The sequence below is a fragment of the Pseudomonas sp. ATCC 43928 genome (genome assembly GCF_005938665.2).
Taxonomy (GTDB): Bacteria; Pseudomonadota; Gammaproteobacteria; order Pseudomonadales; family Pseudomonadaceae; genus Aquipseudomonas.
The window spans coordinates 679,946-705,427 of record NZ_CP041753.1; the positions used below are offsets into that span (position 1 = coordinate 679,946).

The window sequence follows — 25,482 nt, forward strand, 5'->3', positions numbered from 1 at the left end:
ATATTTCGTTTACGACCAGCGGCGGAAGATCAACGAGGTGTTGACCCCACCAAAAGCGAAGTTGTTGTTCATCACGTACTGGTTGCTCATCTGCCGGAATTCACCGCGCAGGTAATCGAGCTTGCCGCACTGTGGATCGACCTCGTCGAGGTTGAAGGTGTGCACGTACAGGTCGCGGTTCATCATTTCGATGCTGAACCAGGACTCCAGCGCGCCGCAGGCTCCCAGGGTGTGGCCGAGGAAGCTCTTCTGCGAGCTGATCGGCATGTGTTCGCCGAACAAACTGTTGGTCGCCAGTGTTTCGGCAATATCACCCTGTTCTGTCGCTGTGCCGTGACCATTTACATAGCCGATGGCGCTTGGGTCGAGCCCGGCGTCTTCCAAAGCCAGCTCCATGGCCCGGCGCATGGTGATCAGCTCGGGGCGGGTGGCATGCTGGCCATCGGCGTTGCTGCCGAAACCGACGATCTCGGCGTGGATGCGGGCGCCACGCGCCAGGGCGTGTTCGAGCTCTTCGAGTACCAGCATGCCGCCGCCCTCACCGATGACCAGGCCATCGCGGCCGCTGTCGTAAGGGCGCGGGCTGGTTTGCGGGGCATCGTTTTTCAGGCTGGTGGCGTAGAGCGCATCGAACACCATGGCCTCGGTCGGGCACAGCTCTTCGGCGCCGCCGGCGAGCATCAGCGGCAGGCGGCCGAACTTGATCGACTCGTAGGCGTAACCGATGCCCTGGCTACCGCTGGTGCAGGCACTGGAGGTCGGGATCAGTCGGCCGGTGAGGCCGAAGAAGATGCTGATATTCGCTGCCGTGGTGTGCGGCATCATCCGCACGTAGGAGTTGGCGTTCAGGCCTTCGGCCACCGAATTGAGCAACATTTTGCCGAACGCCTTGATCTCGTCGGTGCTGCCGGTGGACGAGCCGCAGGACACGCCCATGCGCCCGTCCTTGATCGACTCATCACCCAACAGCCCGGCGTCCGCCAGGGCCTGTTCTGCAGCGCCGACCGCTAGCCGCGATACCCGGCCCATGCTGCGCAGTTGCTTGCGCGTCCAGTGGCCGGGCACCTCGAAGTCGTCTATCGGCCCGGCCAGGCGGGTATTGAGTTCGGTAAAGCGATCCCACTCGTGCATGCGACGAATGCCGCTGCGGTTGGCGGCGAAGTTGGCGGCGATGGTGTCCCAGTCGCTGCCCAGTGAGGTGATGCCGGCCATGCCGGTGACGACGACGCGCTTCATCAGCACAGGCCTCCGTTGACGGCCAGAACCTGCCGGGTGATGTACGAAGCTTCCGCCGACATCAGGAAATTCACTGCGCTGGCCACCTCTTCCGGGGTGCCCATGCGTTGTGCGGGGATCATTTTCATCAGTTCTTCCACCGGCACGTTTTCATCGAGCATCGCCGTGTCGATCAGGCCGGGTGCGACACAGTTAACCGTGATTTTGCGCTTGCCCAGCTCAATCGCCAATGCCTTGGCCGCGCCGATCAGACCGGCCTTGGAGGCGCTGTAATTGACCTGCCCGCGATTGCCGATCAGCCCGGACACCGAAGTAATGCAGACAATCCGTCCGGCGGCGCGACGACGGATCATCGGCATCATCACCGGGTGCAGCACGTTGTAGAAACCGTCGAGGTTGGTGCGCATCACCACATCCCAATCCTCCTCGCTCAGGGCCGGAAAAGCACCGTCGCGGGTCAGGCCAGCGTTGAGCACCACGCCGTAATAGGCGCCATGGGCTTCGACATCGGCTTCAAGGATCGCTTTGCAGCTGGCGCGGTTGCTGACGTCGAATTGCAGGATGCGCGCGTTGCGGCCCAAGGTTTCCACTTCGGCTTTGACGGCTTCGGCGTCCGCCAAGCCGCTGCGGCAGTGCAGCACGATGTCATGCCCCGCTCGGGCCAGACGCAATGCGATGGCGCGGCCAATACCACGGCTGGAGCCGGTGACCAGTACGGATTCAGTCATCACTCGACTCCTTGGGATTCATGCAGATATTGAGCGGCTTGAGGCGGGCGGAACACGTTCAACCGAGCGGTCGCGTGGATGCCGGGGGCGGTGATGTGGCATTCGAATACGCCCATGCCGTTATCGTCTTCCAGCGAGCGTATCCCGTGGATAGTCAGCTCGGTGCCGGCGGGGAAGTGTTCCACGTTGCATTCGAATTTGCGGCTGCCGAGCAGGAAGCCCAGTTCCACCGCATTGCCTTTCTGGCGCGCATGGCAACCGGCATAAGCGGCGACGCTCTGGGCCATCAGCTCGATGCCGACCCAGGCCGGCAGACTGCCGTCGGGGCGATTGAACAGGCCGCCGGGTTTGACGGTGAGTCGGGTATAGATCTGCTCGTCGTCGAACGACAGGATCTGATCGATGAGGATCATGTCGCCGGCATGGGGCAGCAATTCGGCGAGCGGCCAGGTAATCATGAGGCGTCTCCGATAATCAGGCTGACGTTATTGCCACCAAAGGCAAAGGAATTACTCATCAGGTAGCGGGGTGCAATGGACGTCAGGTGGTCGGTCGGGGTCACCCAATGCAACGCCGGCAACTCGGGGTCGGGCTGCCCGTCCCAGACATGGGGCGGCAGGGCATGCTCGTGGTTATCCGCGCTCAGGCTCAACCAGCAGAACGCCGCTTCCAGGGCACCAGCGGCGCCGAGGGTATGGCCGGTCATCGGTTTGGTCGATGAGCAAGGCACGCCTTGTGGAAACAGCGCCGTCACAGCCAGGCTTTCCATGGCGTCATTGTGTTGGGTGGCGGTGCCGTGCAGGTTCAGATAGCTGATCTGTTGGGGTTGCAGGCCTGCGCGGCTCAAGGCTTTGTGCATGGCTTGCCGGGCGCCACGGCCGGTGGGTTCCGGCGCGGAAATATGGTGTGCATCGGAGCTGGCGCCACTGCCGAGCAAAGCAATCGGTTGGCTGCTGCCGGCGGTTTTGCTCATCAGGAACAGCACCGCGGCTTCGCCGATATTGATGCCGTTGCGGTTCGCCGAAAACGGGTTGCAGCGTTGCTCGGACACCGCTTCCAGGGCAGAGAAACCGTTGAGGGTCAGCTTGCACAAGCTGTCGACACCACCGCACAACACGGCATCGCACATGCCCAGGTCGAGCAGCCGCTGGGCACTCATCAGCGCGCGGGCGCTGGAGGTGCAGGCGGTGGAGATCACATAGGCCGGGCCGCTCAATTGCAGCCAGTCGGCGAGAAACGTCGCCGGAGCGCCGAGCTCTTGCTGCTGATAGTCATAATCGGCCGGGAAGTGATGTTCGCGGATGTAATGGGCCAGGCCGCGGCTGGCTTCGTCGATGCCTGAGGTGCTGGTGCCCAGAATGACGCCGATACGGTCGCGGCCGTAGGTCTGGATCGCCTGCTCGATGTCTTGGCGAATTTGCAGCGCGGCCTCCAGCAGCAATTGATTGTTGCGACTGCTTTGATGAGCCAGCTCAGCCGGAATCGGTGCCAGCTCACCACGCACCGCCGCCACTGGCAACGAGCGCTCCGCGACCCAGCCGGCCTCGTTGCGTATGCCCGAGCAATCGCCGGCAAACAGGTTGCGGGCGACTTCCTGCTTGTCGCGGCCGAGGGCGCAGATTACCCCGAGGGCATTCAGGTAAGCGGTCATGGCGTGTTTTCGCCTAACGGGGTGACGCGATAGTGCGGGCCTTGGGATACGTTCAATTCAAAGCTCGGTGGTTGCGAAAGACTTGGTTGTGAATAGCGGATGTTCCAGCGCGCTGACAATGATCGTTGCCCGTCATGCTGCCGGGCAGCGGGATAGTTGCCGTGCAACTCGCCTTCGGGAGTCAATGCAAACAACAGGGCGGCGAACAGCTCCCGGGCTTCCGGATTGGGTGGTAGCAGACCGTCGGCTTGCCATTGGCCATCGATCAGTTTCTGTCGTGCCACGGGAATCCCCAACGGGTCCATCATCGACCAGCGAATGCCCGGGCCTTCACGCTGGATCACCAGGAGCCAGTCCTGACGCTGCTCGGCCATCTGCCGTTCGATATGCAGTTGCAGTGGCAACGCCAGGTTCGGGGTTCGCTCGGGCAGCGGCGTCTGACTGGCACAGGCGCTCAGTAGCAGGACACAACCCAGAAGCAGGAAACGGATCATCAGACACTCTCTTCAAGGGGCTTGCGCGCGACCACATTGACCAGGGTTTCTTCCCGTTGGCCAAAGGGTTTTGGCTGGCGCAAGCCGAAGCGTTCGAGCAGGCCGAAATCCTTGGCGCGACTCCACCACAAGTAAGGGTAAGACACGTTTTTCGGGCCGAATTCAAAACCCTGCCGACGAATCATCTCCAGGTAGCCGGCGGCGCTCTTTTGCACGTGCATCGGGTGGCGGAACAACCAGCGAATCACCCACGTATCAATGTAAGCCTCGGTGGACTCGGCGAACAGCAGATAACCGCCCGGCTTGAGCACCCGATAGAACTCGGCCAGGGCCTGATCCTGCTCGACAAGATGATGGAAGGTCTGGTGGCAGAACAGCAGATCGACACTGGCGTCCGGCACTTTAATGCTCGCGCAGTCACTGCCGATCAGCTCTACCTCCATGCCCTGGCGGGCCGCTTCTTCGCCGCTCAGGTTCAGGCTGTGAGGGTCGGCATCCAGTCCGATCAGATGCTTGGGCGCGAAGGTCTGGCGCAGGTACTGGAACGATTTGCCCTGGCCGCACCCGGCGTCCAGCAAGACCGGTTTGTTGGGCAATGGCTCGCTGAACAGGCTGCGCAAGTCATTGATCGCCACTCGCAATACGTGGTGCTGCCAGGTGTGGCTGCGCAGGAACCAGAAGCCGAAACGGGTTTCTTCGACGTAGTTGTCGCTCAAATAACTCATGTCTCTTCCCTGGCGCACAGGTCTGAGATCATCCGCAGTCGACGTTTGGCTTCGCTGACGAACGGGTTGCGTTCATCCCAGGCGTAACCCGCGAGGATCGAGCTGATCATGCGGCGAATATCCTCTGTACCGCCCTGATAGAAAATCACATCCTGAAAAGTCCCTGCGTACCAGCCCTCGACGTAGCAACGGAAGGTATCGACGCCGCGCTTGAGCGGTTCGGCGAATTCGGTCTGCCAGTCGACGCTTTCACCTTGCAGTTGGCGGTGCAACACCCCGGCGGCCATGCTCGCCGAACGCATGGCGATGGTCACGCCGGAGGAGAACACCGGGTCAAGAAATTCCGCGGCATTGCCCAACAAGGCGAAGCCAGGGCCATGCAGGGTTTTGACGTTGGCCGAGTAGCCGCCGATGGTCCGCGCAGGGGTATCCCATACGGAGTTGTTCAGCACCCCTGCCAGGCTTGGCGTTTCGGCGATGAAGCCGCGCAGGCAGTCGTCCAGGTTCTCGGTGCGGCCTGCGAAGTGTTCGGCGGCTGCCACGACGCCCACCGAGCAGCGACCGTTGCTGAACGGGATGGTCCAGAACCAGATGTCGCGCTGGGTCGGATGGGTGGTAATGAGGATTTTTTCCCGTTCGAAAGCCGGGCTGTCGATACAGTCTTCGACGTGGGTGAACACGGCTTGGCGCACCGGAAAGTTCGACGGTGCCTCAAGGTCCAGCAAGCGTGGCAGTACGCGACCGTAGCCGCTGGCATCGAGCACGAAATCGGCCTCGACGCGGTATTGGCTGCCATCTTCGCGAAGCACATCGAGCTGCGGTTTCGCCAAGCTGAAATCAACGCTGACGATGGCTTCGCCGTAACGGACGTCGACTCCCTGCAGTTCAGCCTGATCGGCCAGCAGTTTGTCAAAGTCGGCGCGCTGGACCTGGAAGGTCGTCGGCTTGCCGTTGCTGAACGTCTCACCGAAATCGAAGGTGCTGTACTGATCGCCCCAGGCGAATGCCGCACCGTTCTTCAATTGGAAACCGGCCGCATTGACCGCGTCGAGCATGCCGGCTTCTTCGACGAAATCCAGGCAGTGGGATAGCAGGCTTTCACCGATGGAAAACCGCGGGAAATGCTGGCGTTCGATCATCAGCACATCATGGCCTTTGCGCTTGAGCAGCGCGGCGGCGATGGCGCCCGAGGGGCCGGCACCGATCACCACCACCTGACGACGTTCCATTTCAACTGTTGGCACGGGTGCTCCTTGCCGGGGCGGCGATGTTCAAAGGGATTCGGTGCATGCCGGCGAGTGCCGGCAGCAGGGTTGCGACCAGGCCCATCAACATCAGCGCGAAATACAGCTCGGGGCTGATGAGTTGTTGTTGCAGCAGCAGGTTGAGAAAGACGATCTCGCTCAAGCCGCGGATATTCAGTAAAAGGCTTTCCCGCCAGCGGCTGGCACCTTCAAACGAGACGCCGGCCCAGCCGAGGCCCAGCCAGTTGCCCAACAATTTGCTGGCGATCGGCAACAACAGGAGCGCGGCCAGTTGCACCCCACCGAGACTGTCGAGGGCGCTGTGTACGTTGATCTGCACGATGCCGAACGTGAGGATCAACGGGATGGCGATCCAGGTCTGCAAACGACTCATCCACGCCGTTGGCAATGGCAGTACCAGCGACACCTTGAGCGCGGCCATGCACAGCAGGTAACCGATGCCGAAAATCAGCGCATTGAGCTTGAAGTGCTCGGCGACCACCAGCAGCGCGAAGAAGCAGCCGCTGTGCAGCAACGGTTGGCGCAACCCGAGCAGTCGCAGCAATAACGGCAGACAGGCGCCTGCCAGCGGCAGCAAGAGGCTGCTCAGGTGCAGGCTGCCTTGGGCGAACGCGAACAGGGTCCAGCAAGTCAGGTCGATCAGGATCGCGGTCTGCACCAGGCGTCGGGTGGCGGCGCGCGGGTAGTTGATGTGTCGCAGGTACAGGTACAACACCGGAATCGCGGTGATGGCGAACAACAGACCGACCGCCAGCGAGCTGATCCACGGCTGTGGCGGCAGTAACCAGACCGCTGTCGCCAGCCCGCAGGCAAAGGGAATGCAGAAACTCGGCAGGGCGATTTTCAGGCTCTGGCGATCCAGTCGCAGGTCGATCACGTCGCTGAGGATGTGCCCCAGCAGCAAGGCAAAGCTCAGGCTGTAGAGGTTCTTCAGCCAACCCGGCGAGATCAGGTCGGCACCGCTGAGATGCCAGCCTGGTTCGATCCAGAAATACATCAGCAGCGGCAGGCCGAAGGTTGCCAGCAACAACTGGCTGACGATCGGAATCAGACCGAAACGTCGACCGACGTGGGTGGCCATGGCGAACAACACCAGGGCCATGACCCAGAACGCCGCGACCATCATGCTGCTGGCTCCGCAACCGGGGCGGTGTGGACTTGGCGTCCGGCCCACGGCGCCAGGATGAAGCTGTACGCCAGGCCGAGGCTCACCGACAGGCCGAAGTTGCTCACCGCCGGTGTGCTGGACACCGCCAGCAGGCCAAACGATAGCCATGTGGTTGCGGCTGCCAGCATGGTGCCCAACAGGCTCGCGGCGGCGCCGCCGATCTGTTCGCGCATGAGGATCGCGTAGTCGACGCTGATGGCTGTCACCAGCAGCAGGCCGAACAGGCTGAACAGCGTCAGCGGCTGCCCGAGCCAGCCGAGGCTTGCCAGGCTGCACAGGGCCGCCAGTAGTGGCAGGGAGACAATTCGCAGTGCGCCACCGAGACCGAATGGCAGAATCAGCACCAGCACGATCAACACGCAGGAGGCGAGTTTCAATTCAGCGGCGCTGATTTGAGTTGCGGCAAATACCTTGTTCAGGTCGCCGAGGCGGTCGACCAGTTGCACACCCGGCAAGTCCAGCGCCTGGACCCGCAACAACGCCGGATTGTTCAAACCTTGCAGGCTGACCATCGCGGCCACGCCGTTATCGGTCGGCCCCAGCCACAGGGTGCGGTAGGGCTCGGCCAATGGGCCAGCCAGGGCCGCGTCGATATCTTCGGTGGGCAGCGCCTGTAGCTTCACCAACTCGGCTTGCAGCGCGTCGGCAGGCACGCCAAGCTCGAGCAACGGTTGCCAGAACTGCGGCAGCTTGCCCAGAGCATCACGCACTTTGCGCTGTTCGCTCGGCGGGCTGACCAACTGGTTGAGCGACAGGTAGCCCTGGAGTTTTTCCAGGTTGACCAACTGATCCAGGCGCTCGCTCAGTGCCGTCTGGCGTTCGAGCAACTCCTGCTGATTGGCCGCGCGCACCAGGAAAAACTGGCTGGTGGGTTGATAGCCGGTGATGCGCGCAATGGTCTGGGCTTCGTCCGTCAGTTGCTGCGGTGCGCCGACCCATTGGCGAATGTCGTTTTTTGTTTGCAACTGCAACAGACCGCCAACACAGAACGCGATCAATAGCGCCAGCAACACCGGCGTGCGTACGTATTTGAGCAGCGACTCGCGCAGCGCCAGCAAAGACTCGGCAATGCGCATCGGCCATTGCGCCGGACGCAGTTGCGCGCCCTTGAGCAGCGCCGGCAGCAGGCACACCGCTGACAGATAAGCGCCGAGCAGGCCAGCGGCGGAGAACACGGCAATCTGGGTCAGGGCCGGGAACGGCGTCCAGGCCAGGGCCAGGTAGCCGATGCAACTGGTGATCAGGCTCAGCGTCAGCCCTGGCAGGGTCAGGCGCAACGCCGGCCAACTGTGCCAGGGTTTCAGGCTCCAGCTTTTCGACAGGTAATGCAGTGGGTAATCCACCGCCACGCCGATCAGGCTTGAGCCCAGCACCAGCGTCATCACATGCATCTGACCGAACAGTGCCACGCAGGCCACCGCGCCGAACAGCATGCCCACCAGCACCGGGACGAACGCCAGCACCACCCGCCAACGCCGGAAGGCCAGCAACAGCAGCAACAAAATCCCCATCGTGGCGCCGCCACCGACCCAGGTGATCTCGCGCGCGGCTTGCCGTTGACCGCTGGCGGCATACAGCAGGCCGCTGGCAGCGAGCAGTTGCACATCCGCCTGGGCGGCTTCTTCGCGACTGTGCTGGAGCAGGTCAGCCACTTGCAGCGGCAGGTTCATGTCGAATGCGTTGCCGACGGTTCGCGCCCGCAGCATCACCCAGCTCTTGCCGTCGGCATCGGCGACCAGCACGCCGCTGCCGATGTCCAACTGCACCGAACCGCGCTGTGGCTGGCTGTTCTGGATGCGCCCGGTCAGGCCGAGCCAGTCATCCTGGCTCGGCACCAGGCTGAACCCGGTGAAGGGGTCGAACAGGGCTTGTACCCGTTGCTGGATAAAGGCGTCGGGATGCTCGATGAGTTGCTGACGGTCGGCCGCGGACAGCATCGCCAGTCGGCCTTGCAGCAATTGCGTGCGCAGCGCTGGCAAGTCGGCTTGCAGGTTCCACTGGACCTTTTCGAACACGCCGCTGGCTTGCCACTGTTCACCGAGTTTTTGCGCCATGGCGATGGCTTGCTGACGGTCTTTATGGCCGACCAGTACCAGCATTTCCCGGTTCAACGGTTCTTGCATGCGTTGTTCGGCGCGCAGCTCCAGCGCGTCCGGCGCGGTGCCTGGCACCAGTTCCATCAGGTTGGCCGACAGCGGAGTGCCGTCGCGCCACTGCCAACCGGCGAGTGCGAGTACCGCCAGCAGCAGGACCAGGAACAGCCGCGGCAGCATCCGTTCACTCGGCAAAGTCATGTTGCTCCGCATCGCTCAAAGGTTGGGCGCTGGTGCTGTCCTGCATGCGCAACAGGGTTCGGTCACCCTGGGTTTCGAGCAGCTCGATGTTGTGTACCAGTTCGCCGCCGTCAATGTTGATCTGATTGAACACCTGTTTGAGCAGCATCGAACGCGGGGTCAGGGTCAGTTTCCAGTTCTGGGCATCACCACTCAGCGACAGCTCGAAATCCCGTTGCAGGCCACTGCTGTCGCCTTGCAGCACGGCGAGGAACAAACGGTTCTGTTCGGCGCCGGCACTCTTGCTCGGCAGCATTTGCCAGCCGCTGGCATCCCGCCGGGCAATGCCCTTGTCGCTGATGCGGTAGTCCTGCTGCAGCGGCGTTTTCAGCAGCCAGAGCAAGCCGTGATTCTTCGCGAGAACGAAGGTGCCCTTGCTGGTCAGTGGCTGGGGCAGGGCGCGCAGGTGTTTTTCCTGGATGAAGTTGCCGTGGATCACATCGGGTTTGGCCAGTTGATCGCTCAGTTGCTGCAGATCGAAGGCCTGGGCCAACGATGAAAAGCCCAGCATAAATATCAAGCTCACACCAATCCCGTAGCAGCTGCCGAGCCTGCGAGGCTGCGTCCGGCGGCGAAGCCGTCGTTCAGGCATATCCGGTGGCGACTGCTGCGCAGTCGAACGCAGGCTTCGCCAGCTGCTACAAAGGAATCGCAAATTCATGGCAGCACCCTTTCAACCGCGTCGGTAAACACCTTGGGCGAAGCCAACTGCATTTCGCGGCTGCTCATGTCGACGGCAACCTGCACTGAAACAGCGCGGGTCAGACGTTCGCCGGTTGCGAGATCGCTGATCAGGTAATTGATCTTCAGTCGGTTCTCCCATTCCACCAGGCTGGCGCGCACATTCAGCTTCTGGCCGAACACGGCGCCGCGCACATAGCGCAACTGCAAGTCGATCACAGGCCAGGCGTAACCCGACGCAACCATGGCGTCGTAGTTGTGGCCGATCCTGTCCAGCAGCGCACAGCGGGCGACTTCCAGGTATTTGACGTAATGGCCGTGCCAGACCACGTTCATGGTGTCGACGTCAAAGAACGGGACGAGGATTTCCGTATCGGTGTGAAGCACTCCCTTGCTACGCATGCAGCCTCCAGTGTTGCTCGGCGATGCGTTGCAGGCACAGACGCAATTCGCCTTCCAGGGCACGGTCTTCGATGACCGGCGGGAAGTCCTTGGCCAATTCCTCGTGCATCGCGGCCAGGGCCGGTGGCAGTGGACGCGCGTCTTCAGCCTGGCCGCGCAGCCACACGCCTTGATTGGCGGCCAGCAGCGTGGCGGCGGCAACCTGTTCGGTCAGCTCCAGCACGCGGATGGCGTCGCGGGCAGCGATGGTGCCCATGCTGACTTTGTCCTGGTTGTGGCACTCGGTGGAGCGCGAGAAGACGCTGGCCGGCATGGTGTTTTTCAGGGCTTCGGCGGTCCAGGCGCTGGTGCCGATCTGCACGGCCTTGAAGCCGTGATTGAGCATCGCACGGTCGGCGGTGGCGCCGGACAGGTTGCTCGGCAAGCCATGGTTGTAGCGTTCGTCCACCAGCAGCGCGAGTTGACGGTCGAGCAAGTCGGCGACGTTGGCCACCAGGTTTTTCAGGCTGTCCATGGCGAACGCAATGTGGCCGCCGTAGAAGTGCCCGCCGTGCAGCACGCGTTCGGCTTCGGCGTCGATGATCGGGTTGTCGTTGGCGCTGTTGAGTTCGATCTCGATGAACGAGCGCAGCCAGTTCAGGCTGTCGGCCAGTACACCGAGCACGTGTGGCGCGCAACGCAGGGAGTAACGGTCTTGCAGGCGATGCAGCGGCGCGGTCGGCGCGTCGATCGCCAGATCCTTGCGCAGCCACGCGGCAACTTGCATCTGCCCTGGATGGGGTTTGGCGGCGAACAGGCGCTCGTCGAAGTGCTCCGGGTTGCCCTGCAAAGCGACCACGTTCAGCGCGGTGATGCGTGTGGCCAGTTGCAGCAGGTAATCGGCACGGGCGTAAGCCAGGCACGCAAGGCCGGTCATCACGGCGGTGCCGTTCATCAGCGCCAGGGCTTCCTTGGGGCGCAATACCAGCGGTTGCCAACCCAGTTCCTTGTGCACATCAGCCGCTTGCCGGCGTTCGCCGCGGAACATCACTTCGCGCTCGCCGGACAAGGTCGCGGCGACGTAGGACAGCGGCGTCAGATCACCGCTGGCGCCCACGGAACCTTCTTCCGGAATCAGCGGCAGGATGTCGTGTTCGAGGAACGCTTGCAGGCGCTCCAGCAACTCCACGCGTACTCCGGACACGCCCTGGCACAGCGACTGTAAACGTGCCGCCAGCACCGCACGGGTGGCCTGGGCATCGAGCAGTTTGCCCAGGCCGCAGCCGTGGAATGTGTACAGATGACGAGGCAGGGCTTCGACGTGGTGCAGCGGCACCGCCACCACACAGGAATCGCCATAACCGGTGGTCACGCCATAGATCACGCCTTCCTTGTCCAGCAGGGAGTCAAGGAACTGCGGACCCTTGGCAATGCGCTGGCGAAACTCGGGGTTGCCCTGCAACTGCGTCGGCACCTGACGGTTGGCCAGGGCCAGCACGTCTTCGATGCACAAAGGGAGTTCGCCGAAGGTTACCGGCTCAAGCGTTGGCGTCGTCATCGGTCTTCCAGAAAGGGTAAAAGTTGAACCATTGTTGGGGCGCTTCGAGGCAATAGTGACCCAGGCGTTCGGCATAGCGCGAAGCCCACTGATGAATGACCTGTTCGCGCTCGCTGCGTTTCCACACCACCGCCTCGGTGAACGGTTCGAGGGTCAGTCGATAGTCGCCCGTGGGCTTCTTCAGGCACAGCAGCAGATTGACCGGGCATTTCAGCAAACCGGCCAGCAGCCACGGGCCTTGCGGGAACGCTGCCTGGTGACCGAGAAAATCCACCGTCACGCTGCGCCCGCCATGCAGCGGCACGCGGTCGCCGGCAATTGCCAGCCACTCGCCGCGCTCCAGGCGCTCATGCAGTTGCAACATGATCACCGGGTCGAGCTCGCTGACCTGGATCAGCCGCAGATTGGTTGCCCCGGCTTCGCCCAGCAGGCGGTTGAACTGCTCGGCGTGCTTGGTGTGCACCAGCACGTTCATGGTGACTTTCTCGCCGATCTCGGCCAGTGCCCGGCAAACCTCGAGATTGCCCAGGTGCGCGCCCACCAGCATCTGCCCGCGTGTGCCGCGCAGTTTATTGCGCAGCAGCGCCGGGTCGATGATTTCGATCTGCTCGATGCTCAGCTTGCCGTTCCACACGTCGAGTTTGTCGAGCATGGAATCGGCGAAGGCCATGAACTGGCCGAACACCCGCCAATGAGTCGGACGCAATTCGCTGCGCCCGCTCCAGTCGGCGAGCCGCTGCTGGTATTGCCAGGCGCTTTGGCGGGCGCTGCGTCCGAACAGGAAAAAGTACAGCACGATGCCGTAGAGCAGCGGGCTCAGCAGGCGTCGGCCCAGGACCTTTGCGCAGAATGCGGTGAACTTCATCAACCAGAAACTGCCACGCTCCTGGCGGTCGGCCCAGTGCTGTTTGTCTGCGTTGCCGTTCATGCCCGCCACCGTCGCCAGAGGATCACCGGTGCTCGCAGCAACATGCCGAAGAACAGCCGGGTGTGCATGCTCGTAATCAGTACGTTGTCGTAGAACAGACGGAAATGTGAAACGCCATCCAGAGGGTAATGGACCCTGGTTTTCAGCCACTGCATCGGCAGATTGCGCCAGGCCAGGCGCACCAGGATGTCGGAGTCGAAGTCCATGCGCTTGCCGATCCTGGCCGAGTCGATCAGTGCCAGGGTTGGCGGTAATGGATAGACACGGAAGCCGCACATCGAGTCGCGAATCTGCAGCGACAGGGTGTTGATCCAGACCATGACGTGAGTCAGGTAGCGCGCGTACAAACGACCTTTCGGCACGCTGGCGTCGTATTGCGGATAGCCACAGATCACCGCCTCGGGATGGTTGCGTGAGTATTCGATGAAGACTTTGACGTCTTGCAGGTCGTGCTGGCCGTCGGCGTCCACCTGCAAGGCATGGCTGAAGCCCAGGCGCGAAGCCTCCCGCAGACCGGTCATCACTGCGCCGCCCTTGCCCTGATTGATGGTGAGCCGGATCAGATAAACCCTGTCGCGCTGCGCCAGTTGGTCGAGTACCTTGGCGCAGGCGGGGCTACTGGCATCGTCCACCAGAATGCATGGCAGGTCACAGGCAAGCAGCGCATCGACCACGGCAGTGATGGCGGTTTCGTGGTTGTAGACCGGGATTATGGCGCAGGGGTTATGCATCGCTGGCAGCCTCCAGCAAAATCCGCCCGCTGGAGCAGGTGGCGGTTTCGTTGCGATAGGCGAAATACAATTTGCCGCGCACCGGATCGAAGCGCAGGTGCAACTGGATTTCATCGCCAGGGCGCACCAGTTGCTGGAATTTCAGCACTTCCATGCCGGCGAACTTTGCCGGCAGGTCCATCAATTGTTGGCCCAGGCTCATTGCCCACTCCACTTGCACCACGCCGGGCAATACCGGGGCCCGGGGAAAGTGTCCGCTGAAATACGCCAGGTCCGGCGGGACGGCCAGTTGCAGGCTCCACTCACCATCGGCTTCGACCTGCTCCAGCACTTGCGGCGCCTTTGGGCGGGGCGCCAGCAGCAAGGCTTCAACCTCAGCCTGGGGCAGTTTGCCCTGCGCGTTCAGCGGCAACTGCCGCAACAGGCGCCAGCGTCGTGGCAGGGCCAGCGTTTCACAGTGCTGGCTCAGATGCTGACGCAACGCTTGCGTGAGGCTGCGTCGTCCCTGATTGCGCAACGCGTGCATACCTCGCTCGCTGAGCACCAGCAACGCCCCCAATGAGGCGCGGTTTTCCTGAACCACTCCCAGGCGCGCTTCGGCGACCCAGGCGTGCGCCATCAGCGCGTGTTCGAGCATGGGTAGCGAGATACGTTTTTCTTCCAGTTTGACGATCCGGTCCAGCCGCCCCAACAGCTCGAAACGGCCGTCGGCTGCGATGCGCGCGGCATCGGCGGTGTGTTCGATATGACCTGCCGGCAGGTATGGCGATGCGATAAGCAGGGCGCCATCGCTGTCCTGGCTCAGCTCCACACCGTTGAAGGGCTGCCAGAGATCCTGGCCTTGACGCCAGGCGATGCCGCCGGTTTCCGAGCTGCCGAGGATCTCGGTCGGCCATTGTTGCAGGCGTTCGTACAGGCTTTGCGAGGCTTCGGCGGGTAACGCGCCACCGGAGGAGAACACTCGGCGCACTGCGCTCAGCGCTGGCCAGTCGAGGTTGTCGCCCATGCGCTTGAGCAATGCCGGGCTGGCGACCCAGGCGAAGGCCGGGTGTTCGCGGCTGGCGCGTTGCAAGTCTTCCGGGAAAGCCAGTTGCTTGCGCACGAACGAACGCCCGGCGCACAGCGGCCACAGCACCCGAAACAGCAAGCCGTAGATGTGCTGGGTGGCGACGCTGCCGATGATGCAGGCTTCGCCCAGATCTGCGCCCCACAAGTGCTCCAGCGCTTCGACTTCATTGGCCAGTTGGCGCAGGGTTTTGTCGATGCGCTTGGGTTCGCCACTGGAGCCGGAGGTGCACAGGCTCAGCTGACAACGATCCAGGTCCAGCGGGTGGGCTGGTAGCGGCGGATGCCGATAATCGCTCAGGTGCGCATCGTCGGTCTGATCGGTCAGCCACAGATCGACCTCGGTCGACCAGCGCTGGCGCGTCTGCGCTTGCAGGTCGGCGGGCAGCAGTACGCTGATCCCGGCACGCCAGGCGCCGAGCAGGGCAATGGCCAGGTCGGCGGCGTCTTCAAGGTGCACGGCGATGCGCTGCACACCCTGGGCTTGCAGGCCGGCAGCCAGGCTCAGGGCCCGGTCGCACAATTGCGCGTGATTCAACGCCGGCTCGGCCGTCACGGCACGCTCCGGCTGAGCCTTGAGCAGCAGTTGCTCAAGTTTTATCCAATTCATGGGTGGCCTCGTACCCGTTGTCGTATCAGCCATTCAATGGCAAACATCAGGCCGATCAATCCATAGGAGATCAGGCCGGTGTACAACATCCACCAGCTCAGCGGCGCCCAAAGGGTCAGGGCGGCGGCGCACAAACCGTTGCAGAGAAAAAACACGCTCCAGGCAATGGTCACCTGGCGGGTGTAGCGAATGGCCCTGGGCGGTAAATCCGGTTCTCGCAGGCGGGCCAGGCGTTCGACCATCGGCGGGCCGTATTTCAGGCTAAGACCGAACAGCACCAGCATGAACGCGCTGATCAGCACCGGGTACCAGCGCAGCAGCACCGGGCTGTCGAACGCTGCCAGCAGCAGGCAGAAGGCGATGGCGACCGTGGACATCCACAGGCTGCCGGGGCGCCGTTCGCCGGTCAGCGCTCGCGCCAGCCACAGGCTGCCCAGCAGCAGACCGAACTGCCACGGGGCAAAATGCTCCATGCCGAAATACACCGCAAAGGGGTACAACAGGCCTGCGAGCAGCAGGCCAAGGCCAATCAGTCGGCTCATGCGGCGGGCTGAACCAGACGGTAAACCGCCTCGACCACGTCGCTGACGGTACGCACCGATTTGAATTCTTCGGCGGCGATTTTCTTGCCGGTCTGGCGTTTGATGTGATCGATCAGGTCGACCGCATCGATGCTGTCGATTTCCAGATCCTGGTACAGGTTGGATTCCAGGTTGATGCGCTCGGGGTCCAGCTCGAAGAGTTCGACCAGAGCATCGCGCAGGGTGTTGAAAATATCGTCACGAGTTTGCATGGTCCGGTCTCAAGCTGCCTGTTTTGCAGTGACGAACGCCGCAAGGCTCGCCACGTTGCTGAAGTGATTACGGGTGTCCTTGGCGTCGGCATCGATTTTGATGCCGTACTTTTTCTGGATCGCCAGGCCGAGTTCCAGCGCGTCTACCGAGTCCAGGCCCAGGCCTTCGCCGAACAGCGTCTGGTTGTCGCCGATGTCGTCGACGCTGATGTCTTCGAGGCCCAGGGCTTCGATGATCAGCTCTTTGATTTCCTGCATCAGGCTAACGGTGTTCTGATCGCTCATCTTCGGCGAGCTCCTTGATAAAGTAAGAGTGCAAATAGTCGTTGAGCTTGCGCGAGGCCTGGGGTGCAGGGCCTTGCGTAGCGAAGGCCTGTGGGTCTATATCGGCCCCGACGCGAAAACTGAAGTGCACGCGGCGTTTGGGGATCCGATACCAGGGTTCGGCCTTGGTCAATGTGGTCGGGTTGACCTTGATAATCACCGGGGTGAGGATTCTCGCACCGCGCAGCGCGATTGCCGCGCCCCCCCGATGAAAGGCCGGCGGTTGGCCGGGTCGGGTCCGGGTGCCCTCGGGAAAGATGATCAGGGTCTGACCGCTTTTCAGCGCGTCGGCAGCGGCGTCGAGCATGTCCATGCTGCCATCGTTGCTGATGTATTCGGTACAGCGTAGCGGACCGCGAGTGAACGGGTTTTCCCAGAGGCTTTTCTTGACCACGCAGTTGGCGTGGCGCACCAGGCCGATCAAAAACACCACATCGATCAGCGAGGGGTGGTTGGCGACGATCATTTGGCCTGGGCGCCCGAGCTTTTCCGCCCCCTGAATGTCATAGGTCAGCACGCCACTGCGCGCCATGAACCGAATGAAAAACCAGAAACACCGGCTGACCGTATGTCGCGCGCGTTGACGATGGACCTGAGCGTCTCCTGGCAGGCAGTTCAACAGCGGGAACACCACCAGTCGCAGGCACAGGCTGCTCAACCCGAACAGGGTAAAGCTTGCGGCGGTGGCCAGCAGGCGCCAGTAGTAGGCGTCGCGGTTTTTATCGGTTACGGGTTGCGTTGCCAGGTCCATACACGATTTTTCCAGGCATGTTGGCAGGTTGTTTGCTGGCCGAGCAGCGTACGCAACAGATTCAGAGCATGGGGCCAGCGGGCTTTGGACAACGTGTGCGGGTCGCTGTTCAGCGACAGTTGCCACTGATTACCGGGGGTGATCAACAGGCCGACCGCATAAGGGAAAGGCACATCATCTATCCAGGCCGAGTAGGCGGCGGGAGGTTGCTCTTCGGTGACGATCAGCAGTACCGCGGGCGCGCCTTCCTCAAGCAGCGCCGCGGCCTCTAGCATGCCGTGTTCAAGACCATCGCCGGCGGCGGCGAGGGCGGTCATTTCGCTGGTTTCGCCACGCATGATCGACCACAGGCCGATGACCGCGTTGTGCACCGACAGGCTGAACTGGGTGGGCGACAACGGTTGGTCGGTCGCCAGATCGCTGAGAATTTCGAAGGTGCGCGGGGTTTCGCCGTGGCGAGAAATAAAGACCAACGGTAAATCCGGATGACCTTCGGCCAAGGGCCAGCCGACACTGAACGCCATCCGCGCCAGACGGCTGAGTCGCCGACGCTGCATGGCCGGCAGAAACGACACATCCGGGGCGGCATCGCTGGGCTCGAGCACGACCGGTTGTCGGCTCCAGGCCTGCCAATCATCCACGCTTTCAAGCCCAGGGGCCCAAGCGCGCCATTGGGCGATGTTGAAGTTGATCACAGACATTCATCCCGCCCCTGCGGGCTTCCTTTAACGCGGTGAGTCGCAAGAACCGCGGCTGACCTGACGTGGCGCTTAACGCCGAGTGGCGCGCATTATCCCGGTGCTGCGGGCGTGTAGCAAATGCTGGTTACATTTTGCGCAACGAAATGTACCGTCTGGTTCGCGAAAAGCTGTCGTTTGGCCATTATCCACAATGCGGCGGACATGTCTGTCGGCACTGTCGGCTATCAATGGACGAGTTGGCAGCTGTTCCGGCCAGAGATTTGCCTATGACTGTGTAGTCTAGATGCTGGCGAGGTAGCTAAGCAGCGATGTGGACTACTACACTCGGTCATTCTTTGATACACGGAGGTTTAGACATGCGGCGCGTGGTGTTCAATCAGAAAGGTGGCGTGGGCAAATCAAGCATTGCCTGCAATCTGGCGGCGGTCAGCGCCAGCGAAGGCTATCGCACGTTATTGGTGGATCTCGATGCCCAGGCCAACTCCACTCAATACCTGACGGGGCTCACCGGTGAGGATATCCCGATGGGTATCGCCGACTTCTTCAAGCAGACCCTGTCCTCCGGGCCGTTCTCGAAGAAAGGTCAGGTCGACATCTACGAAACTCCGTTCGACAACCTTCACGTCATCACTGCCACCGCCGAGCTGGCAGACTTGCAGCCCAAGCTTGAGGCCAAACACAAGATCAACAAGCTGCGCAAATTGCTCGAGGAGCTGGACGGTGATTACGACCGGATCTACCTCGACACCCCGCCAGCGCTGAATTTCTATGCCGTCTCTGCCTTGATCGCCGCTGATCGCGTGCTGATTCCCTTTGACTGCGACAGCTTCTCGCGCCAGGCGTTGTATGGTCTGTTGGCGGAAATCGAAGAGTTGAAGGACGACCACAATGAAGGGCTGGAAGTCGAAGGCATTGTCGTCAACCAGTTCCAGGCTCGCGCCAGTCTGCCGCAGCAAATTCTCGACGAACTGATCGCCGAAGGGCTGCCGGTACTGCCGGTGTACCTGGCAAGTTCGGTGCGCATGCGCGAATCCCATCAGGCCAACACGCCGCTGATCCACCTCGACCCGCGGCACAAGCTGACCCAGCAATTCGTCGAACTGCACAACCTGCTGGAAAATGCCTGAAAGGCAATCAGATCCCCTGACTGTGCAACCAGCTCATCAACTGCGGTAACGGGAAGGCCCCGCTTTGGCGAGCCACTTCCCGGCCGTTCTTGAACAGAATCAGGCTCGGGATCGAGCGAATCCCCAGCTGCGCCGACAACTGTTGATTCGCCTCGCTGTCCAGCTTGGCCAACCGACACTTGCCCGCCAATTGCCCCGCCGCTTGCTCGAACACCGGCGCAAACGATTTGCACGGCCCGCACCAATCAGCCCACACATCCACCAGCAACGGCAGGTCACCCTTGATCTGACTGGCGTAATCGCCTTGCTTCAGTTCGAACGGCTTGCTCAGCAGGACCTCGGCCTTGCAGCGGCCGCACTTTGGATGATCGTTGACGCGTTCGGCAGGGATGCGGTTCAGGCCGTTGCAGTGGGGGCAGGGGATGAGGAGTGGGTCGGTCATGAAGGAGGTCCTGTTAAGAAGCCGATCACTCCTATGTGGAGACGTTTGCTCATATTTTCAATCGTGCAGCGTCTGGCGATGAAACTAGGCTGAATCGTACTGAGCGAGACCGTTGGTCTGCCGAGAGCTATCGCAACTTGCGATATTTTTGATCTGTGTTTAACTCCCCATAGCAGAATGCGATAAGGATGTTGCATGCATGTGTTTACTGAAAAACCAATTCGTGAGGCCAAGGAAAAGTGGCCGCGGGCAGCCAATGCATTGGAGCAGTGGTATCGACTCGCCAAAGGGAGTAGCCCGGGAGACTTCGCGGCGATGAAGTCTATTTTTCCCGCAACCGACAAAGTCGGCGAGTTTCATGTGTTCGACATCGGTGGCAACAAATTGCGGCTTATCGCTTTTGTCAGGTATCGGTCTCAAAAGCTTTATATCAAGCATGTGCTGGATCATAGCGAATATGACCGCGGTAAATGGAAGGAGGGAAGGGTATGAGTGTTCTAATCAAAAAAGCTGCTGAGCATTGGGAGTTCGTCTCGCCATTGCTTCGAAAACCGAAAAACGAAGACGACTATGACATGTTGGCGCGGGCACTCGATGAATTGCTTGAGATGACCGGCGATGATGAGTCGCATCCGTTGATGAGCTTGGTGGACATCATCGGTGACTGGATTGCGGAGTGGGATCGCAACCATCACCCCATGCGCGAAGCCTCTGGTGCAGAGGTTCTTGGCTATATGATGCGCGAACACGGCCTGAGCCAGAGCGAGCTGCCCGGTGTGGGCACGCAATCGGTAGTCTCGGAGATCTTAAGCGGCAAGCGCCAGCTCAACCTGCGGCAGGTTCGCTGGTTGGCCGAGCGCTTTGGTGTGTCCGTAGAGACCTTTATCTGACAAGCCTCACGACGAACAGCTGATCTCCAGATGCTTGCCCCATTCCGGTGGCCGCTCGGCGTAGCTCTCCATTCCAGGCTGCTCCTCGAACGGATTGCTCAATACCGCGTGCAAACGACGAACTTCTGAATAGTCGCCGCTTTCCGCCGCATCGATGGCTTTTTGCGCCAGATAATTGCGCAGGATGTACAGCGGATTGACCGCATGCATTCGTTTGCGGCGCTGCTCCTGATCAATCACGCCTTCACGGGCAACCCGGGCGGCGTAGAGCTCGCCCCACGCATCGAAACCCTTGATGTCGACAAAGTCATCGCGCAACCGGGCGACGGCCAGCTCCGGTGCCTCATCGCCGAGGCGGCGGAAGAACAGGCTGTAATCGACGCCGCTGTTCTGCATCAGTTGCAGCAGCTGCTCCAGCAGTTTCTGGTCGTCGTCTTCGGCGGTAGTAAGGCCGAGGCGGCGACGCATCAGGTCCAGGTAGTGGGCCTGGAACAGTGGCAGGTACAGGCCGAGGGTTTCGCGCAGGGCTTCGACGCTGATGAACGGTGTCAGGGCCTGGGCGAGGGCGCTGAGGTTCCACTGGCCGATTGGCACCTGGTTGCTGAAGGAATAACGGCCCTGGTCATCGGAGTGGTTGCAGATGAAGTGGGCGTCGAAGTCGTCGAGGAAGGCGAACGGGCCGAAGTCGAAGGTGATGCCGAGGATTGACATGTTGTCGGTGTTCATCACGCCGTGGCAGAACCCATAGGCCTGCCATTTGGCGATCAGTTCGGCATTACGCTCGACAATTTCGCGGAACATCGCCAGGTACGGCTCCGGCTGCTCCAGGCAGTGCGGGAAGTGCATGGCCAGCACGTGCTCGCCGAGTTCTTTCTGCTGCTCGGGGCGCTTGGTGTAGTAGAAAAATTCGAAGTGCCCGAAACGCACATGGCTCGGCGACAGGCGCAGGACCATGGCCGCGCGCTCCTGTTTCTCGCGCCAGACCGGCGTGTCGGAGCCGATCACGCACAGTGCGCGCGTGGTGGGAATGTTCAGGGCATGCAGGGCTTCGGAGGCAAGGAACTCGCGGATCGAGGAGCGCAGCACTGCCCGTCCATCGCCCATGCGTGAGTAAGGCGTCTGACCGGCACCCTTGAGGTGCAGGTCCCAATGCTCGCCGGCTTCGTTATAGACCTCGCCCAGCAACAGGCCGCGACCGTCGCCCAACTGCGGGTTATAGGAGCCGAATTGATGTCCGGAGTAGACCATCGCCCGCGGCTCGGCTTCGGCCCACAGCTTGTGGCCGCCGAACAGCTCGGCGAACACTGGCGTTTCGGCCTCGGCCGGGTCCAGGTCCAGCAGCGCCATGGCGGCGGGGCTGGCGACCACCAGTCGCGGAGCCGCAATGGGCTCAGGCAGTACGTGGGTTGAGAACGCATCGCCCAGGCGGGCGAAGCGATTGTCGAAGGTCAGTTCGTCGAGGGCTTTCAACGGCCATCTCCAGCAGAATGTCCGAGCATTCTGCTAGGGATAGCGCGCTTAGTCGAGTTCGACAGGCGGTGGCTCTTGCCGCGGTTTGCTGGTGGGTGCCGGAACAATGGTTTTGGTTTCCGGCTCAACCGGGACCATTTTGTATTCCTGGCCCTGAAGGTTCTTGAGATAGACCTCCATCTGCCGGAACGAGATGTTGATGTGCTGCTTCTTGAACTCGCGGTTGATGAAGCGGTTGACCTCATCGAGCACCGGGTTACGGTCACCGAGGTCGCGCACATGCATGCGCAGCTCGTGGTCGAGGGTGCTTTCGCCGAAGTTCAGGAAGTACACGTGGGGTTCCGGGTCCTTCAGCACACGCGGGTTATCGCGTGCGGCCTTGAGCAACAGTTCTTTCACCAGGTCCAGATCCGAGCCGTAGTCGACGCCGAGCTTGAGGGTCACCCGGGTGATGGTGTCGGTCAGCGACCAGTTGATCAGTTGCCCGGTGATGAACGTCTTGTTCGGGACGATGATGTCCTTGCGATCGAAGTCGGTGATGGTCGTGGCACGGATGCGGATCTTGCTCACCGTGCCCGACAGGTTGCCGATGGTGATGGTGTCGCCGATCCGCACCGGGCGTTCGAACAGGATCATGATGCCGGAGATGAAGTTGGCGAAGATTTCCTGCATCCCGAAACCGAGACCCACCGACAGCGCTGCCACCAGCCATTGCAACTTGTCCCAGCTCACGCCGAGCGTGGACAGGGTCGAGACGAAACCGACACCGGCGATCACATAGGACAGCAACGTGGTCGTGGCGTAGGAACTGCCCTGGGCCAGGTTGAGCTTGGACAGCACAAACACTTCCAGCAGACCCGGCAAGTTGCGCGCCAGCGCGAAGGTGATGCCGATGATGATCAGCGCGCCAAGCATGTCGCCGATGCTGATCGGCACCATGCTCATGTTGGCGCCGGTGCCGCTGGTGTATTCGTAGAGGGTGATGTTGTCCAGGTACGAGAACACCGAGATCAGGTCCGACCAGACCCAGTACAGCGCCGCGATGAAACCGCCGAGCAGGGCCAGGCGGATCAGTCGCAGCGACTGCTCGTTGACCTTCTCGATGTCCAGGGTCGGCTCTTCGATCACGGCTTCGCCGTCGCCAGCCTCTTTCGCAGCCTGGCGTTTGGCCAGGGCGCGCTGATAGGCCAGGCGCCGTGCCGCAACGCTGAGGCCGCGCACGAAGGTGGCTTCGATCACCAGCCAGAACATCAGCAGGTACAGGGTGTTGATCAACCGGTCGCTGAGTTTCAGCGCGGTGTAGTAGTAGCCGAAGCACACGGCGACGAACAACGCGATCGGCAGGACGGTGAACATGATTCCCACGGCCTTGCGGAACAGCGAGGCGTTTTCATGGTTTGGGCTGCTGACCAGCAAGCGGCTGAGCAGCCAGGTCATCAAGGCGTAGCAGGTCAGCACCACCGGCATGCCAAGCACGTCATCGGCCAGCGCCGCCGGTTGCAGCTCGGCGACCGCCACTACAGTCACCAGGGCCATCACCACCAGCCCGAGCCGGCGAATCCAGCCTTGAAGGAATTCGACCTGGGGCTTTTCCCAACGGAAATGCAGTTCGGCCACGCCACCCGGCGCGAGGATGCGGTAGGCGGTGTAGAACACCAGCCAGGCCTGGGCCATCTGCAACAGCGCTGCGCCCATGTTGGCGTTCTGGCCGCGGGCGTCGATCTGCAAGGCCAGGCCGCACAAGGCCAGGCCCAGAGAAACCGGCATCGCCAGCAGGATGTTGATCAGAATCGCTTGCGGGGTGTGCCACTGGCTGTCGCGTTTGAAATGGCCGATGTCCTGGTGAACTTTGTTCAGGCGGGAATAGAGATTTTTGCGGCGCCACAGCAGCGCGCCGATCAGCAGGGCCAGTGGCAGGAACAGCAGCGGCCGTTGCGTCAGACCATCGGTCAATTCGCTCAGGCTCGAAGCCCACGGCAGGGTAGTGACCTGGCGTTGCAGGCGTTCCGGCACGCTGTGCATCCACTCAAGATCCAGCGGTTTGTTGCTGGGAATCCAGAACATCTGCTCGTCCAGCGTAGCCCGCAGACTTTGCGCGGTGCTGAGCAGTTGTTTCTGATTGAGTTGCAGCGTGATGGATTCGTTGAGCACCGCGCTCAGTTCGCGATTCAAGCGCTCCAACAGGTCCGCGCGGGTGTTGGCCAGGTCCAGCAGGCTCTTGCGCAGTTGCGGGGTGACTTGCTCGGGTGGTTGAGTCGCCAGCAGGTTATCGACGTAGGTGATCGGGTTGCTGAGCAGTTCCCGTTGCTGGCTGACTTCGAACTGATACAGGCGAATGTCGGCAATCTGGTCGGCCAGGTCGCGGTCGAGCCTTAGACGCGGCAGGGCCTGTTTCTGTTTGTAGAGAATCTTGGAGAGCAGCAGGCTGCCCTTGAGCACGTTGATCTGTTCGTCCAGCGCCGAGTCGCTCTGGGTCACGCTGTCCAGTTGCTGCTTGGTCTGCAGGTTCTGTTGAGTGACTTCGTTGAGGCGGTCGGTGCTTTTGAGCAGGTAGTCGGAGAGCTTCAGGTTGGCCGCGCTTTCGGTGGCCAGCAGGCTACTGCCGCCGGCCTTCTGCGCCTCGATGGACTGCTGGGTCACGGTCTCTTGTGACTGGGCCAGGCGTTTCTGGTTGATCAGGGTTTGCAGGTCCTGGATCTCCTGATCCAGGCGATCGGACTTTTCTGACAGCAAGTCGTGCTGGCTGTTGCCCAGGTCCTGCAACAGGCTGTTGCCGGCCAGTTCCTGGCGGCGCAATGGGATCAAGGCGTTCAGTGCCGCGAGTTCGGCGTTGAGCTGATCGCGTTGCTCGGCGGTCAGGGTCTTGCCGCTGTCCTTGCCAAGTTTGAGGATGTTGTTGATCTGCTGGATGCGCGTCTGGCTGGCAGAGATCTCGGCCTGGGCGCGCTCGGGGCGGGTCTGGGCGGTAATGATCAGGCTGTTCGCTTCGGCCAGGGCTTTCTGCAGGTCGCTTTGTTGAGTGGAGCGTTCGGTCAGCAGTTGCTCAAGCTGCTGGATCGTCTCTTTGGTATAGCGTTGCCCCACCGGCACCACTTTGGTGGCCTTGAGGCGGGTCAGCTCGCGCTGGTTCTCGATGTTCTGCCTTGGAGCGTTGGTCAACTGCTGTTTGAGATCGATCAGCTTCTGGTCGTAATCACGCCGGTTGTTGAGCTGGGTGAGCGTGCTCTGCAGGACCGCTTGCAGGGCTTTTTGATCGGCCTCCGGCAGTTTGCGGTCGGCGATCTTGTCCAGGCTCGCTTGCACGGCTTCGCTGGACGGCGGCTCGGCGGCTTGCAGCGTGTTGATGGAAAGACTCAAGCCCAGCAGGGCCATGATGAAAAAGGTACGCAGAGTTGACATAGAGACCGATCGAAAACGAGACGAAGTGTGG

At 61.5% G+C, this 25,482-nt stretch carries 26 protein-coding genes; 3 read left to right on the forward strand and 23 right to left on the reverse strand.

Annotated elements, in window-relative coordinates; translation table 11 throughout:
- Window positions 1-9: 9 nt before the first annotated feature.
- From FFH90_RS03100 to FFH90_RS03195, 20 genes are all read right to left on the reverse strand, one after another.
- The gene (locus tag FFH90_RS03100) at window positions 10-1,236 is read right to left on the reverse strand and encodes a beta-ketoacyl-ACP synthase (protein ID WP_018928604.1); all 1,227 of its coding nucleotides are present in this window, start codon (window positions 1,234-1,236) and stop codon (window positions 10-12) included.
- Complete coding sequence (gene fabG, locus FFH90_RS03105) at window positions 1,236-1,964, reverse strand: 3-oxoacyl-ACP reductase FabG (RefSeq protein WP_018928603.1); 729 nt, start codon at window positions 1,962-1,964, stop codon at window positions 1,236-1,238. Before fabG ends, FFH90_RS03100 begins: the two co-directional genes overlap by 1 nt.
- The gene (locus FFH90_RS03110) at window positions 1,964-2,422 is read right to left on the reverse strand and encodes a hotdog family protein (protein ID WP_018928602.1); all 459 of its coding nucleotides are present in this window, start codon (window positions 2,420-2,422) and stop codon (window positions 1,964-1,966) included. The genes fabG and FFH90_RS03110 overlap by 1 nt, the downstream gene beginning before the upstream one ends.
- Entirely contained in the window at window positions 2,419-3,615 is a 1,197-nt protein-coding gene (locus FFH90_RS03115; RefSeq protein WP_064615935.1) for a beta-ketoacyl-[acyl-carrier-protein] synthase family protein, read from the reverse strand. The genes FFH90_RS03110 and FFH90_RS03115 overlap by 4 nt, the downstream gene beginning before the upstream one ends.
- Complete coding sequence (locus FFH90_RS03120) at window positions 3,612-4,109, reverse strand: DUF3261 domain-containing protein (protein ID WP_018928600.1); 498 nt, start codon at window positions 4,107-4,109, stop codon at window positions 3,612-3,614. The genes FFH90_RS03115 and FFH90_RS03120 overlap by 4 nt, the downstream gene beginning before the upstream one ends.
- On the reverse strand, window positions 4,109-4,834 hold the full coding sequence (locus tag FFH90_RS03125) for a class I SAM-dependent methyltransferase (RefSeq protein ID WP_138866670.1): 726 nt from the start codon (window positions 4,832-4,834) through the stop codon (window positions 4,109-4,111). Before FFH90_RS03125 ends, FFH90_RS03120 begins: the two co-directional genes overlap by 1 nt.
- Window positions 4,831-6,078 carry an NAD(P)/FAD-dependent oxidoreductase gene (locus tag FFH90_RS03130; protein WP_138866671.1) on the reverse strand — a complete coding sequence of 416 codons (1,248 nt, stop codon included), beginning with the start codon at window positions 6,076-6,078 and terminating at the stop codon, window positions 4,831-4,833. The genes FFH90_RS03125 and FFH90_RS03130 overlap by 4 nt, the downstream gene beginning before the upstream one ends.
- The gene (locus tag FFH90_RS03135) at window positions 6,065-7,225 is read right to left on the reverse strand and encodes a sodium:proton antiporter (protein WP_138866672.1); all 1,161 of its coding nucleotides are present in this window, start codon (window positions 7,223-7,225) and stop codon (window positions 6,065-6,067) included. Before FFH90_RS03135 ends, FFH90_RS03130 begins: the two co-directional genes overlap by 14 nt.
- Window positions 7,222-9,561, reverse strand: coding sequence for an MMPL family transporter (locus FFH90_RS03140; RefSeq protein WP_018928596.1), 2,340 nt, complete (start codon window positions 9,559-9,561; stop codon window positions 7,222-7,224). The genes FFH90_RS03135 and FFH90_RS03140 overlap by 4 nt, the downstream gene beginning before the upstream one ends.
- Entirely contained in the window at window positions 9,545-10,111 is a 567-nt protein-coding gene (locus tag FFH90_RS03145; RefSeq protein ID WP_111453914.1) for an outer membrane lipoprotein carrier protein LolA, read from the reverse strand. Before FFH90_RS03145 ends, FFH90_RS03140 begins: the two co-directional genes overlap by 17 nt.
- Window positions 10,112-10,257: 146 nt before the next feature.
- Window positions 10,258-10,683, reverse strand: a complete 426-nt coding sequence (locus FFH90_RS03150; protein ID WP_018928594.1) for a thioesterase family protein — start codon at window positions 10,681-10,683, stop codon at window positions 10,258-10,260.
- Window positions 10,676-12,220 carry a histidine ammonia-lyase gene (hutH, locus tag FFH90_RS03155; RefSeq protein WP_018928593.1) on the reverse strand — a complete coding sequence of 515 codons (1,545 nt, stop codon included), beginning with the start codon at window positions 12,218-12,220 and terminating at the stop codon, window positions 10,676-10,678. The genes FFH90_RS03150 and hutH overlap by 8 nt, the downstream gene beginning before the upstream one ends.
- Entirely contained in the window at window positions 12,201-13,148 is a 948-nt protein-coding gene (locus FFH90_RS03160; RefSeq protein ID WP_018928592.1) for a glycosyl transferase, read from the reverse strand. The genes hutH and FFH90_RS03160 overlap by 20 nt, the downstream gene beginning before the upstream one ends.
- Entirely contained in the window at window positions 13,145-13,879 is a 735-nt protein-coding gene (locus tag FFH90_RS03165; RefSeq protein WP_018928591.1) for a glycosyltransferase family 2 protein, read from the reverse strand. Before FFH90_RS03165 ends, FFH90_RS03160 begins: the two co-directional genes overlap by 4 nt.
- A complete protein-coding gene (locus tag FFH90_RS03170; RefSeq protein WP_086944114.1) occupies window positions 13,872-15,554 on the reverse strand; it encodes an acyl-CoA synthetase family protein in 1,683 nt (560 codons plus the stop codon). Before FFH90_RS03170 ends, FFH90_RS03165 begins: the two co-directional genes overlap by 8 nt.
- Entirely contained in the window at window positions 15,551-16,096 is a 546-nt protein-coding gene (locus tag FFH90_RS03175; RefSeq protein WP_018928589.1) for a membrane protein, read from the reverse strand. The genes FFH90_RS03170 and FFH90_RS03175 overlap by 4 nt, the downstream gene beginning before the upstream one ends.
- Window positions 16,093-16,347, reverse strand: a complete 255-nt coding sequence (locus FFH90_RS03180) for an acyl carrier protein (protein ID WP_111453912.1) — start codon at window positions 16,345-16,347, stop codon at window positions 16,093-16,095. The genes FFH90_RS03175 and FFH90_RS03180 overlap by 4 nt, the downstream gene beginning before the upstream one ends.
- A 9-nt stretch (window positions 16,348-16,356) precedes the next feature.
- Window positions 16,357-16,632 carry a phosphopantetheine-binding protein gene (locus FFH90_RS03185; RefSeq protein WP_018928588.1) on the reverse strand — a complete coding sequence of 92 codons (276 nt, stop codon included), beginning with the start codon at window positions 16,630-16,632 and terminating at the stop codon, window positions 16,357-16,359.
- Window positions 16,610-17,422 carry a 1-acyl-sn-glycerol-3-phosphate acyltransferase gene (locus FFH90_RS03190; protein ID WP_018928587.1) on the reverse strand — a complete coding sequence of 271 codons (813 nt, stop codon included), beginning with the start codon at window positions 17,420-17,422 and terminating at the stop codon, window positions 16,610-16,612. The genes FFH90_RS03185 and FFH90_RS03190 overlap by 23 nt, the downstream gene beginning before the upstream one ends.
- Window positions 17,398-18,123 (reverse strand): beta-ketoacyl synthase chain length factor, encoded by a 726-nt coding sequence (locus FFH90_RS03195; protein ID WP_064615949.1) that lies wholly within the window; start codon window positions 18,121-18,123, stop codon window positions 17,398-17,400. The genes FFH90_RS03190 and FFH90_RS03195 overlap by 25 nt, the downstream gene beginning before the upstream one ends.
- Before the next feature lie 356 nt (window positions 18,124-18,479).
- On the opposite strand from FFH90_RS03195, the gene FFH90_RS03200 reads away from it, so the two are divergent.
- On the forward strand, window positions 18,480-19,250 hold the full coding sequence (locus tag FFH90_RS03200) for a ParA family protein (protein ID WP_018928585.1): 771 nt from the start codon (window positions 18,480-18,482) through the stop codon (window positions 19,248-19,250).
- A gap of 7 nt (window positions 19,251-19,257) precedes the next feature.
- Here FFH90_RS03200 and trxC read toward each other — a convergent pair whose 3' ends face one another.
- The gene (trxC, locus tag FFH90_RS03205) at window positions 19,258-19,692 is read right to left on the reverse strand and encodes a thioredoxin TrxC (RefSeq protein WP_018928584.1); all 435 of its coding nucleotides are present in this window, start codon (window positions 19,690-19,692) and stop codon (window positions 19,258-19,260) included.
- A 195-nt stretch (window positions 19,693-19,887) separates the two neighbouring features.
- Between trxC and FFH90_RS03210 the strand changes: the two genes are divergently transcribed.
- Both FFH90_RS03210 and FFH90_RS03215 read left to right on the forward strand, forming a co-directional pair.
- Window positions 19,888-20,184, forward strand: coding sequence for a type II toxin-antitoxin system HigB family toxin (locus FFH90_RS03210; protein WP_018928583.1), 297 nt, complete (start codon window positions 19,888-19,890; stop codon window positions 20,182-20,184).
- On the forward strand, window positions 20,181-20,582 hold the full coding sequence (locus FFH90_RS03215; RefSeq protein ID WP_018928582.1) for a type II toxin-antitoxin system HigA family antitoxin: 402 nt from the start codon (window positions 20,181-20,183) through the stop codon (window positions 20,580-20,582). Before FFH90_RS03210 ends, FFH90_RS03215 begins: the two co-directional genes overlap by 4 nt.
- Before the next feature lie 6 nt (window positions 20,583-20,588).
- On the opposite strand, the gene selO is transcribed toward FFH90_RS03215, so the two are convergent.
- Together selO and mscK are read right to left on the reverse strand one after the other, a co-directional pair.
- Window positions 20,589-22,052: a protein adenylyltransferase SelO gene (selO, locus tag FFH90_RS03220; RefSeq protein ID WP_064615953.1), complete on the reverse strand. Its 1,464-nt coding sequence runs from the start codon at window positions 22,050-22,052 to the stop codon at window positions 20,589-20,591.
- 48 nt (window positions 22,053-22,100) lie between these two features.
- Window positions 22,101-25,451: a mechanosensitive channel MscK gene (gene mscK / locus FFH90_RS03225; protein ID WP_111453910.1), complete on the reverse strand. Its 3,351-nt coding sequence runs from the start codon at window positions 25,449-25,451 to the stop codon at window positions 22,101-22,103.
- Between the last annotated feature and the right edge of the window lie 31 nt (window positions 25,452-25,482).